Origin of the sequence: Streptomyces aurantiacus (assembly GCF_027107535.1) — a bacterium.
Lineage (GTDB): Bacteria > Actinomycetota > Actinomycetes > Streptomycetales > Streptomycetaceae > Streptomyces.
Genome location: NZ_CP114283.1, coordinates 5,020,473 through 5,031,888 on the forward strand (window position 1 = coordinate 5,020,473; position 11,416 = coordinate 5,031,888).

Here is an 11,416-nt window from a genome sequence, read left to right on the forward strand (position 1 = left end):
GCACACGCCCCGCACGACCAGCCCAGGAAGGCGCGTACCCCTTGCGAACTCTCAGGGGTACGCGCCTTTGTGCTTTGCAGAGGGGCCTTGGGTCAAGGCCCCTCTGCTCCACGTGGGAGGAACCTTTCGTAACTGCCTCTACTGACAGCGCATCCTGATCGGTCAGGCGGCCGAGGGAAGCCCCCTGTGCAAGGGGTGCTCGTTCCCCGACGAACCGGTCGAGCGGTGTTCGGCCTGGACCAGGCCGCTGCCCACCAGCTCCGCGAGCTGCTCGCCGCCCTACGCAACCCGGAGCCCTGGAAGCCATATTCACGTCGCAGCAGCCAGAATCCCCAATAGGGAGGCTGCCGTATTCCTTACACCTTCGTCCTCATCCTTTCTGGCAACGGTACGTAGTGTGAGGATTGTTCGATCTTCATTGGGCCACTCCAACGCGAGAATGCGAAGGACACGCTCTCGTGCCCGACTGCTCGGGTCCGTCACCGCGGCCTGATGCAGTTGAGATCCGTCTTCCCAGCCAGGAACGTGCAGCGTGCAGGTGGCAAGAGCGAATACGCGTACAGCCTCATCGAGCTCTACGCTGGCGGCGGCAGCCGCGAGCAGAGTCTGAGCCTCGGTGCGATCTGGCCACCGCTGCCCGAGTACCTCCAAGGCCTTGCTGCGGACATCGGGTTCGGTGTCGGTGGCGGCGGCCATTACGGCTGTCCGGGTCTCCGGGAGGTCGGCCCACCGCTCCGCTAGTACTTCCAGTGCGGTGCTGCGGACATCGGGTTCGGTGTCGGTGGCGGCGGCCATTACGGCTGTCCGGGTCTCCGGGAGGTCGGCCCACCGCTCCGCTAGTACTTCCAGTGCGGCGCGGCGGACAGTGGTGTCGGTGTCGGTGGCGGCGGCCATTACGGCTGTCCGGGTCTCCGGGAGGTCGGCCCACCGCTCCCCCAGCATGCGCAATGCGGCGCGGCGGACATCGGGTTCGGTGTCGGTGGCGGCGGCCATTACGGCTGTCCGGGTCTCCGGGAGGTCGGCCCACCGCTCCGCTAGTACTTCCAGTGCGGTGCTGCGGACATAGGGTTCGGTGTCGGTGGCGGCGGCCATTACGGCTGTCCGGGTCTCCGGGAGGTCGGCCCATCGCTCCGCTAGTACTTCCAGTGCGGTGCTGCGGACATCGGGTTCGGTGTGGGTGGCGGCGGCCATTACGGCTGTCCGGGTCTCCGGGAGGTCGGCCCACCGCTCCCCCAGCATGTGCAATGCGGTGCTGCGGACATCGGGTTCGGTGTCGGTGGCGGCGGCCATTACGGCTGTCCGGGTCTCCGGGAGGTCGGCCCATCGCTCCGCTAGTACTTCCAGTGCGGTGCTGCGGACAGCGGTGTCGGTGTCGGTGGCGGCGGCCATTACGGCTGTCCGGGTCTCCGGGAGGTCGCCCCACCGCTCCCCCAGCATGCGCAATGCGGCGCGGCGGACATCGGGTTCGGTGTCGGTGGCGGCGGCCATTACGGCTGTCCGGGTCTCCGGGAGGTCGCCCCACCGCTCCCCCAGCATGCGCAATGCGGCGCGGCGGACATCGGGTTCGGTGTCGGTGGCGGCGGCCATTACGGCTGTCCGGGTCTCCGGGAGGTCGCCCCACCGCTCCCCCAGCATGCGCAATGCGGCGCGGCGGACAGTGGTGTCGGTGTCGGTGGCGGCGGCCATTACGGCTGTCCGGGTCTCCGGGAGGTCGGCCCACCGCTCCCCCAGCATGCGCAATGCGGCGCGGCGGACATCGGGTTCGGTGTCGGTGGCGGCGGCCATTACGGCTGTCCGGGTCTCCGGGAGGTCGGCCCACCGCTCCGCTAGTGCTTCCAGTGCGGTGCTGCGGACATAGGGTTCGGTGTGGGTGGCGGCGGCCATTACGGCTGTCCGGGTCTCCGGGGCATCAGTCCAGCGCTTGTCCAAGTGTTTGAGTGCGACAGTGCGGTCGGCTGGGTGGTGTACAAGGTATGCAAGACGGAGTGAATGCTGAAGGTCGTTCTCCAGCAGCGCGCAAGCCAATTGCGTGGGCTCGATGCTTACTCGGGCGAATTGTCCGATGAGGTGAAACCAACGGAGGTAGTGAGTCCGGCCTGGCCAATAGCGGCCGAAGGATGCCAGAGCGGGCAACGCATCGGTCAGCCATGACGTTGCAGTCTGGTCCATGCGGGAGCGGAGGACGCTGATCGAGGCGTTGATGGCGGCAATGCTCTGATCATGGAGGGTGCCGATGGAGGCCGCTTCGGCCAGGGCACGCAGTGCGAGCACTGCCGAGTCCGCCTGTTCGCGAACACTTTGGGTCGGACGGGCGAGGATGCGGTCGATGGCTGCTGCGGCGTCACGTTGTCCCAGTTGGCCGATGAGCAGCAGAAGGACTTCGTGCCAGGCCGAGTCGCCTGCCCGGGCGGCGACGATCTGTTCGGTGAACTCGTCGGGGGTCCAGTCCCGGTCGTCTTTGAACCGGCGGGCGATGTCGGTTGCGGCCAGGTATTCGAGGAAGGTTCGGTGTACAAATCCGTACACCTGGCCGCCGTAGCGCGCCAGGATAAAGTTCCGCTCGCGTAGCTGGTCGACCATGGCCCGGGCTGCTCCTGCGGCGGTCAGCTGTGGCAGGCCGTGCTCGAGGGCCAAGTGCCCTGCGATGAGTTCTTCGAGATCGGGACCGTGGATGTAGTTGCCGGCGATGCCTGCCGCGCCGCCCTGCATGGCCTGGGCGACTACTTCAAGGATGCGGGTGCGCTCGCGCGGGCCCAATGCATCCAGTACTTCTGACACGTCGCCGGTCAGTGGTGCCTGCAGGTTCTTGGCTGTCTGATCCCAGTGGGACACCAGTACCGTTACCGCGTGTTCGTAGACACCGCGTCGGTCTCTCGGAAGGGCTTGGCGTCGCCCGATGATCGCCAGGATGGTGAGCAGGAGGGGATTGCCGGCCAGTTCCCGTACCGGCCGTGAGTCGTGCACGGCATCCGTCAGCCGGGCCGTCAGGCGCGTGGCTTCTCCCTTATCGGCCGCGCACGAGCACCTGTACCAGCGCTGTGCGAAGGTCCTGATCCGATCATTGTCCAGGTCTTGGAGCATGTGGTGGCTGAAGCCGGCGCCCTGCAGTGCGCCTCGCCGGTAGCCCACGACACGTGAGGACACCAGGATCCGTGCGCGTGGCCAGCGTCGTGCGAAGCCTGCGATGCGCTGAGCGACATCCTCACGCATGGCAGGATCGAACAGCTCGTCCAGGCCGTCGAAGATGACCCATGCCCGGCCCTGTTCGAGCAGCTGCTTGAGGACCTGTTCCGGGACACACAGCCCCCAGTTGTCGTGCATGTCGGCCAGGAACTCTTCGAATTTGGGATCCCGCCCGCCAAGGGCTGCTCCGTAGCGGCGCAGTTCTACCACCAACGGCACGATTCCCGAGAGCCCTGCCAGAGGGCCTGTGTCTACGGGACCAGCGGTCAGGGTGAGAGCGAGATAGCGGGCCAGGGTGGATTTTCCCGCCCCCGGATCGCCCAGCAGTACGACGTGCCTGTTCTCGGAACGTGCCAGCAGCTCCAGTGCATCCTCGACCGGTTGGGCCTGATACGACTGTCGTAGACGTTGCAGGGCTTCGGCGGCCCCGTCCGGCAGGTCCTCGTCCGGCGGCAGTTCCCCGGCCTCTTCCAGGCGGCGTACCAATTCCCGCGGCAGTTCCACCGGCGGGGGGTCGCCCCGAACTCCCGGTACGACAAAGACCTCGCGCAGTCCGACCGGTGTCTGCTCGCCCTGCTCCGACAGCGGGGTCAGCACCTCAAGGTCCAGGTTGCCGAACGCTTCACGTACCCGCTGCGCGTATGCCGCCACCGCTGCCTCGACGGCAACGTCTTCGGCACGCGAAGACTGCCGGCTATTCCGCTCCTGGCGTGCGGCTTCCAGGAGTGGCCCCCAGGCCGCCCGCGCCGGCTTCGCCCAGCGGCCACTCATTCGGCCGTCGGGCAGCAGGGCCGGTTCGCCGGCCCATGAGGACCACACCGCCACTACGGCCAACAGCACATCGTCGTCGCCTGGTACCACGAACTTGTCCATACGGTTGACCGGTGGCGCCCATTCACTGACGCGCTGGCCCGAGAACATTTCCGTGCCCGCCACACCGGTGGACCGTACAGCGCGCTCCAGTGCATTCAGGCTTCCAGCCAGCCGTGCGTCCTTTCGGGCCTGTTGTGCCCGCTCTCGCAACTCCCTCAGCCGGACAAGCAACGCCAGACGCTTCGGCCCCGCGCTGTCGTCTCCCGCTACTGCCACAGTCCCCCCCAGCCTGCCCGCTGTGCCCGCCCTGCCCGGGACGACTGCGGCGGGCACCCGCATTCACCAGCTCGGGCCAGCAGCGTAAAGCCCAACTCGCCCGCTCCGCCCGCATCTTCGGACAACCGCACCCACCCGGAAGCAACCTGTGGTCAAGCCGGGCCCGGCATCCACCTCACTCCTCAACCACAGGACCTGCCATGACACAACCTGCTCCCCAGCCGGAAGACCGGCCCGCCCACGCCGCCACCGAAACGCCCTGCTCCCTGTGGCGTCAGCTCGGCCACCACGCACTCATCGGCCTGGCAAGCTCCACCGGAACCGCCGCCGTCGCCGTTCTGCACTGGTGGCTACAGCACCACTGACCCGAACGATCAGCCTGCTGTGAACGAGCCCCGTCCTGCCACGGGCTACAGGGCCGTGACGTGAAACCGCGGACTTGGAGATCTCGCTGTCCCCGCCCAGTCGACCAGGTCATCCACACTGTGGGTGGACACCCGGTGCACGTACGCCTCCCTGACGACGGCGTGGAGAGCTTGGTCGATGCGGCGTCGGCGTTCGAGCAGGGACGGGAAGAAGCTGCGGTGCGGACCGTGGGGATCTCCAGGTCCAGGCGGAGCGCCCGGCGATCGCCGCTGGTTCCCGTCTCAGTGAGCCTCAACAGGGCGTCGGCGAGGGCGATTCGAGCCGTGAGCTGGAAGTTCCGCCAGCTTGACCGGCTGCCCCACGAGAAGGGACGCCATCTTTGCTCCTAATCCGAAAGCGCGTGCTCTGGTCCCTGTGACGGTGAGCTTGTCGTCCGCGGACAACAAACCAACCCCACCGTCACAGGGACCAGACCCTTACGGGTCGAAGTCGATAAGGAGCGTGCGGTGTCCGGACTCGGCCAGCGCCTGGGCGACGCCAGCGGAAACCGACGTCTTGCCGACGCCGCGCCTCGCTCGCAAGGGCATGGAAACCTCCCAGCGACTCAGACGACATTGTCGAACCGTGGAGCGGACGGTGGCCTGGCTTGCTGGATGCCGCCGTCTGCCCCGGCGCTACAAGCGCAAGGCCGAACACTTCCTCGCCTGCGCAGGCATCGCCGCCGCTCTCATCTGCTACCGGCGGCTTGCCAGATGAGGGACCTCACTGAGCGTCAGGCTGACGGAACGCGAGGAGGATTCCCCCGAGGGTGCTCTCGGCCGACGTGAGCGTCCTGCGTTCTTCGACGGTGAAGCCAGCCTCGTTGAGCCAGCCAATCATCTGGCTGTGCTGGCAAATATGGACGTGGACCCTCATCGGGTAGCCGCCATAGCCCTCCGTCTTCACCTTCGAAGCGTCCCCGAGATGAAAGCTCAGGAGCAGCGATCCGCCTGGCTGCAGCACTCGATGGAAGTTCTCGAAGACCGTGCCGATCTGTGTGTCGGGGATGTGTATCAGCGAGTACCAGGCGACCAGGCCGGCCATCGAGCCATCGCTGAGGTCGAGGTCCGTCATAGAGCCGAGTTCGAACCGCAGACCGGGGTGGTCACCACGGGCTACCTCAATCATCCCGGGCGATAGGTCGATCCCGTACGCGTCCACGCCCAGCTGGCGCAAGTGAGCCGTAATCCGCCCCGGCCCACATCCCACGTCTACGACCGGCCCCCCGCCGCGGAAACTCACCAGGTCGGCGAACATCGCCAGGACCGCACGCTCCTCGGGTGCTTCGTCCCGGAGGTTGCGCACCTGGTCCGCATAGCTCGCGGCGACGGTGTCATAGGACGTCCGTGTGTCTTCCAACCAGCGGTGGGCGTTCGTTTCGATTTCCACGCCCGCAGGCTACGCAACAGACCCAACGAGACGACCTCCAAACGAGACGGGACAGCGTCCAGGTGAGAAGAGCCCGCAGCACCATGGGCGGGATGGTTTGTTGTCCGCGGACAACAAACCATCCCCTCCATGACTTCAGTCGAGCGCAGTGCCGTCTAGGGCGTGAGTCGGAAGTGCTCTAGGTTGGCTGATGTGAATGCGCGGGGGCGGAGTTACCAATATGTCGGACCGGTGGAGCTGAAGGCTGCGGTCCGGCAGGGCTTCGGCGTAGTCGCATGACGTCCGGTTCGTGATCATCCGAGGCCGAGGAGAGCGAGGGGGCGGCGAGGGTCGCGGGCGTTGCGGCGGAGGCCGGCCGCGATGTTCTTCACTCCGGCCGTGCGAAGGGCTCCGATGGCGAGGTTGCGCCAGGTGGCCATCGCGCGGGGCGCGTTGCCGGTCCGCAGCTGGGAGGCGTCCTCGGCGAAGGTGGTGTCGCGGACGTGGTGCAGGGTCTCGATCTTCCAGTGGTCGCGGACGAGTTCGGCGAGCTGGGCCGCGGTGGCCTGCTCGGCGGTCAGGCTGGTGACGGCGTAGACCGTTTTGACGGTGGTCTTGCCGGTCTTGCGGTCGGTGCGCCGGCGCTTGATCTGGACGGCCTGGCGGGCGCCGGGGAAGAGGAGGCTGTTGACGGTGGCGGCCTTGATCCGGCGGATCTCCGAGCGGCCGTGGCCGATGCCCCGGGTGCGTCCCTGAAGCGGGATGTCCTTCCAGGGAAGGGACTTGAGCTGCTGGCGCAGCTTCTTCTGGTTGCCCTTGACGATCACGATGTAGTGGGCGCCCCGGCCGAGGAGGTAGTCGGCGTGCTCGCGCTGGGTGTGCATCGCGTCGCTGGTGACGACGGTTTCTGCCAGGTCGGCGACAGTGTCCAGCAGCGGCTTGAAGCAGGTGATCTCGTTCGTCTTCTCGCCGACGTCCAGCTGGGCCAGGACCAGGCCGGTGGTGTGCTCGAGTGCGGCGAGCAGGTGGATCTTGCGGCCCTTCGCTTTGGCCGCGCCGCGCAGGCTCTTGCCGTCCACTGCGAGGCCGCGCAGCCCGGTCGCCTTGGGGCGGCGGTCGGCGAGCCAGCGTCCGACCGCCCGGTCCAGCGCGTCGCCGTCGATGCGGGCCAGTAGCCGCCGGACCGTCGTTTCCGCAGGCAGGAACCGCTTCGGGAACAGCGGGTCGAGGCGTATGTCCAGGCGTTGAAGGATGTGCGGCGGGGCGTCGGCGATCCACTCGCTGACGGCCAGCACAGAGGTCGCCCCCGCCAGAACCGCGCAAGCGGTCAGCGCGAGCACGGCGACCAGAGCGTGCCGTACGCCGCGTGGGTCTCTCGGGTCGGGCACCTCGGCCAGCCGATCCAGCAGGCGCGGGACCTCGTCGGACACGACCTCGGGATACTCGCGGAGCTGGTCAGGGCAGGCGGGATCAGCGATGATGCGTCGGCAGGCACGGTCTTCCACTCGAATCACGGGGCGTAGAGAACTCCATGATCTTGGAAGCCGTGCCTGTCATGTTCCAGGGCATCGCCGAGCTGACAGAACATCACGAACCGGGCGTCACGCGACTACGCCGAAGCCCTGACCTCACCGGCGTCACCATCAACGGCAGCATGAACTCAGCGGCGCGACGTTCTCTGGTGGTTCACCCGTCAGGGCAGCACTTCAGGCCCTCGCATGGGCCAGGATGAGTAACCCATTTAGCACAAACATTCGACTTTTCTTATGGGAAACCAAAAGTCTATCGTGAACGTCTTTAGAGAAAACCGGTCCAGCGCGGGGCAGCTCTATATATGGCACACACATCTCGCTCAGGTGAACAGGCACCTTCCGGCTCAACCGCACCACAAGTATCCAGGCCAAACGGGGCTCCCGACGCGAGCCAGAGTGCAGCGCCTAGGCCACTCAACAGGTCGCTATTTGGACTTTCCTTGCGGATAGCGAACTGGGAAAAAGTGGCTGCGATAACGGCAGCCGCAGCCGCGGCCACAGGGCTCATATTCAGCGCTTGGGCGACGTATATATCGCAGGAAGTGGCGCGAGATCAGCTGGCTCAGTCCAAAAATCAGGATATTCAAGAGGATCGATCTCAGGCGGCCCTGACGAATGCATGGGTTGTGTTCAGTGGAGGGACGCAGAAACTTGTTGTTGTCAATCGATCATTCGACCCAATCAAAGATGTGACAGTAGGGTTGATTATTAACGGCTATCCTGGAGGTGCTGACAAGGAATTGAAAGTAGCAGTACTTGGAGTGGCAGACGCAATTCCCCCATGCTCGAAAGTTGAAATAAAGGCAAAAGGGATCTATGCCACGAGTGGAGGGGAGAATGTTCTAATCGAGGCTGCTTTCATTGATGACTACTTTCTCGCTTTTCGTGATGCCAATGCGAAAGAATGGGAACGGGAGAAGGGTGGGGGAATGCGAAAGATATCGCAAACTTCCTCTGGTTCAACTTCAAGTAAGTATCGTGCATATTTAAGCACGGATAAATTCGATGGGCCTCATCAGGTTCCGGTTGATGAAGCTCTCCGCGCCTACACTCCCTTTAATTGCGGGGATAAGTGAGATTTTCTGCGTCAGTAAGTCCAACGTCGGCACCTGTGAGAGGGCGCGCTGGTGGCATTGGGTGGGTGTCAGCAGGGCGAGACTGGGTGCCTGGTCATGGGGATAGTTCCGGGCAGGCCCGCCGTCAAGAGGTGACCAAGCGGCTGCTGTTTTCCGGTCGGCGGTGGATACTTCTTCGCCGTCCGAGGACCGAGTGGTTCTTTCTGCTGCACGCCGCTACGCGGCCTAGGGCCGACCGCGCCATCAACGACGCCCGCCAACGGATCGGGTGATCGCCTCGGCGAGCTGCTCCCGCAGGTTCCGGCCGTCGAACCCGGCCGCAGCCGACGCCTGGCCCGGGCTCTCGGTGGCCCCTTTGTGCGCCTAATCCCACATCGGGATGCCCGTCACCCGTGGCCCAACGGCTATGCCGCCAGCCCGGGCATCGGTCGAACGTGGCATCGCGCGGCTCAAGTCGTGGCGGACTGTTCGTGGTCCCGCTGCAGCTTGGATCGAATGTCGTCAATCTCTGCCGCCGTCCTCACCCTGGAGCGGCCATACTGAAAGACATCCCAGGAGCGTAGATGTCAACTCGTAGCCAGTTCCGCGTGATGCGACCAGGCGGTTGCCTCGTCGTAGAGGGTGCCGGTTTTGAGGCACCCGTGGAGGATGCCGACGAGGCGGTTGGCGACTTGGCGCAAGGCGGCGTTGTGGCCGGCGCCGCGGGCGCGTTGTCGCTGGTAGTAGGCGTAGGCGTTGGGCGAGTAGCGCAAGGTGCCGAATGCCTGAGTGAGCAGGGCATCGATGAGCCGGTCGTTGTGGACGTAGCGCGCCAGGGCGACCTTCTTCTTGCCGGAGGCGCGGGTGATCGGGGAGGTGCCGGCGTAGTTCTTGCGGGCCTTGGCGCTGGCGTAGCGGTCGGGGTCGTCGCCGAATTCTGCGAGCACCCGGGCACCGAGGACGACTCCCATTCCGGGCTGGGACAGGAGGATCTCAGCGGCCGGGTGCCGGCCAAAATGCGCCTCGACCTGCCCTTGCAGGGTCTTGATTTGGGTATTCAGCGTGGCCAGGACCGCTATGAGCGCGGTGATGGACGCGGCGTAGGCGGCGGCTACTTCCTCGGGCTGGCCGAGGTGTTGCTCACGCAGCGCCCCCTGGATGGCCTTCGCCTTGGCGGTCACGTTCTTTCGGTGGGCGCGCTTGAGTGCGGCACTGATCTGCCCCGCCGTGAGCTTCGCAGCCTGGGCGGGAGTAGGCGCCTTGCCGAGCAGTTCCAGGGTGTCGGCGGCGTCCAGGTCCTCGAAGGCGGCCAGTGCTGCGGGGAAGTAGTCGCGCAATGCGTGCCGCAGTCGTTGAGTGTGCCGGGTGCGCTCCCAGATCAGCGTCTTGTGGGTGCGGGTGACCACCTTGACCGCTTCGGCCTGGGCGCTGTCCCCGGCAACGGGCCGCAGCTCGTGGCTGTGGGTACGGACCATGTCGGCCAGCACATGCGCATCGCCCGGATCGCTCTTGGCCCCCGACACCGCAAGCCGGTCACGGAACCGGGCGGCCTGCAGCGGGTTGACGGCCAGCACCGTATACCCGGCCGTGACCAGGGCACGTACCCACGGACCACGGTCGGTTTCGATCCCCACAACGACCTCGGCCGTATCGGCGCCCTCTCCCACCGCTTCACCCACCAACGCGTGCAGCCGGCTCATCCCGGCCACCCCTTCGGGCAACCGCGCCTTAGCCAGCCGCCGCCCGGCCGAGTCCATCAGCTCGATGTCGTGGTGGTCTTCGGCCCAGTCATCCCCGACGAACAGTCGCAATGGTCCTCCCGCACTCCGGTACCGATCAACTGCAGCAGCCTGCCGGAGAACTATCAGCGACCTAATCAAGCAGTGCTCACGCCGAGGTGCGGCAGGCACGACATCCCAGTAGCGATCAACTCTCCGGGCCGAACGGCAGGGGCACGGTCTTTCAGCAGGACTCGAAAGTCCAAGCCCAATGAGTGCTCACCCACCGTCGGCTACCACCCGGAGTCTGCCGCACGGCCGACTCCCCGAACTGATTAGGCTCAGTGGGCCGGCTCGTACTGCTGCTGGCACTGGGCCGGATTGGCTGTCGTCAAGCCCAGAATAACGGCGTTGACCCGCTCCTGCGGGGTGCCGTGGTGCTGAGGATTCCTGAAATCGAAGTCGCCGGAATGGCTAGCGTTCTTGACAACCTGCAGAAATTCCTGCCGCTTGATATCAGCAGTGAGGTCGAGGGAACCCTTCATGTATACGCCGGCCAGGCAGTCTGCCTCAAGCTCCACCTGCCTAACCGTCATGTCGGACCATACGCCCAGCTCCTCTTGGACGTTGTGAGCGTACTCGTGTGCCACTGTGTAGATAGCACTCCACTCGCCGGTCGCGGGAGGAGGTGACTCCTCGCCGGGTAGCTGCTGCCCCAGCCAGTCGGCCAAAATGGCCTGAATCGAGAGACGAATCGTGTCGTCGCCCGGGCAATAGCTCAACGTAGACGGATTCGTGGTGCCACCGCCGCATCCGGGCGCCGTCTTGCCAGGCTCCATGAGTACATAGCTCACTTTCGAAGTGGCCGCGGCTCCGGCGTCGTCGTGAATACCAGCCGATCGGTAGGCCCGGCTCCAAAAAGCTGCTACGTTATTGAGAACCGTCGTCAGGTAGCCCCGCATGGTGACGGTGCCCGGCTGCCCGGTAAAGGTCGGTATGTTGGCCTGGGTGACTACCGGACCAATAGCGCCGACACCAATGCGTTGCGGCCCATTACAGCTCCCAT

7 protein-coding genes and 2 pseudogenes are annotated in these 11,416 nt (G+C 65.5%); 2 read left to right on the forward strand and 7 right to left on the reverse strand.

The features are described 5' to 3' along the window. Positions 1-309: 309 nt before the first annotated feature. Positions 310-4,119: a HEAT repeat domain-containing protein gene (locus tag O1Q96_RS24225; protein ID WP_269250193.1), complete on the reverse strand. Its 3,810-nt coding sequence runs from the start codon at positions 4,117-4,119 to the stop codon at positions 310-312. A gap of 353 nt (positions 4,120-4,472) precedes the next feature. Here O1Q96_RS24225 and O1Q96_RS24230 point away from each other — a divergent pair, with 353 nt between their 5' ends. Next, positions 4,473-4,637 (forward strand): hypothetical protein, encoded by a 165-nt coding sequence (locus tag O1Q96_RS24230; protein ID WP_269250194.1) that lies wholly within the window; start codon positions 4,473-4,475, stop codon positions 4,635-4,637. Between the two features lie 58 nt (positions 4,638-4,695). Here the strand turns inward: O1Q96_RS24230 and O1Q96_RS24235 are convergent. The 4 genes and pseudogenes from O1Q96_RS24235 to O1Q96_RS24255 all read right to left on the reverse strand — a co-directional run. Next, positions 4,696-4,924 (reverse strand): annotated as a pseudogene (locus O1Q96_RS24235) (transposase); the annotation flags it as partial. Positions 4,925-5,114: 190 nt separating this feature from the next. Further along, the gene (locus O1Q96_RS24240) at positions 5,115-5,225 is read right to left on the reverse strand and encodes a ParA family protein (protein WP_269250195.1); all 111 of its coding nucleotides are present in this window, start codon (positions 5,223-5,225) and stop codon (positions 5,115-5,117) included. Positions 5,226-5,400: 175 nt separating this feature from the next. Next, complete coding sequence (locus tag O1Q96_RS24250; RefSeq protein ID WP_269250196.1) at positions 5,401-6,066, reverse strand: class I SAM-dependent DNA methyltransferase; 666 nt, start codon at positions 6,064-6,066, stop codon at positions 5,401-5,403. A gap of 452 nt (positions 6,067-6,518) precedes the next feature. Then, a pseudogene (locus tag O1Q96_RS24255) lies at positions 6,519-7,559 on the reverse strand (ISAs1 family transposase); the annotation flags it as partial. Positions 7,560-8,119: 560 nt separating this feature from the next. Here O1Q96_RS24255 and O1Q96_RS24260 point away from each other — a divergent pair. Then, positions 8,120-8,653: a hypothetical protein gene (locus O1Q96_RS24260; RefSeq protein WP_269250198.1), complete on the forward strand. Its 534-nt coding sequence runs from the start codon at positions 8,120-8,122 to the stop codon at positions 8,651-8,653. A gap of 566 nt (positions 8,654-9,219) precedes the next feature. Here O1Q96_RS24260 and O1Q96_RS24265 read toward each other — a convergent pair. Together O1Q96_RS24265 and O1Q96_RS24270 are read right to left on the reverse strand one after the other, a co-directional pair. After that, positions 9,220-10,437 carry an IS110 family RNA-guided transposase gene (locus O1Q96_RS24265; protein WP_269253677.1) on the reverse strand — a complete coding sequence of 406 codons (1,218 nt, stop codon included), beginning with the start codon at positions 10,435-10,437 and terminating at the stop codon, positions 9,220-9,222. Between the two features lie 254 nt (positions 10,438-10,691). Beyond that, positions 10,692-11,312, reverse strand: a complete 621-nt coding sequence (locus O1Q96_RS24270) for a neutral zinc metallopeptidase (RefSeq protein ID WP_269250199.1) — start codon at positions 11,310-11,312, stop codon at positions 10,692-10,694. Positions 11,313-11,416: the final 104 nt, after the last annotated feature.

Coding starts and splice junctions, on each gene's coding strand:
- O1Q96_RS24230 (WP_269250194.1), top strand. CDS start 4,473: ATGACACAACCTGCTCCCCAGCCGGAAGACCGGCCCGCCCACGCCGCC.
- O1Q96_RS24240 (WP_269250195.1), bottom strand. CDS start 5,225: ATGCCCTTGCGAGCGAGGCGCGGCGTCGGCAAGACGTCGGTTTCCGCT.
- O1Q96_RS24270 (WP_269250199.1), bottom strand. CDS start 11,312: ATGCGGGGCTACCTGACGACGGTTCTCAATAACGTAGCAGCTTTTTGG.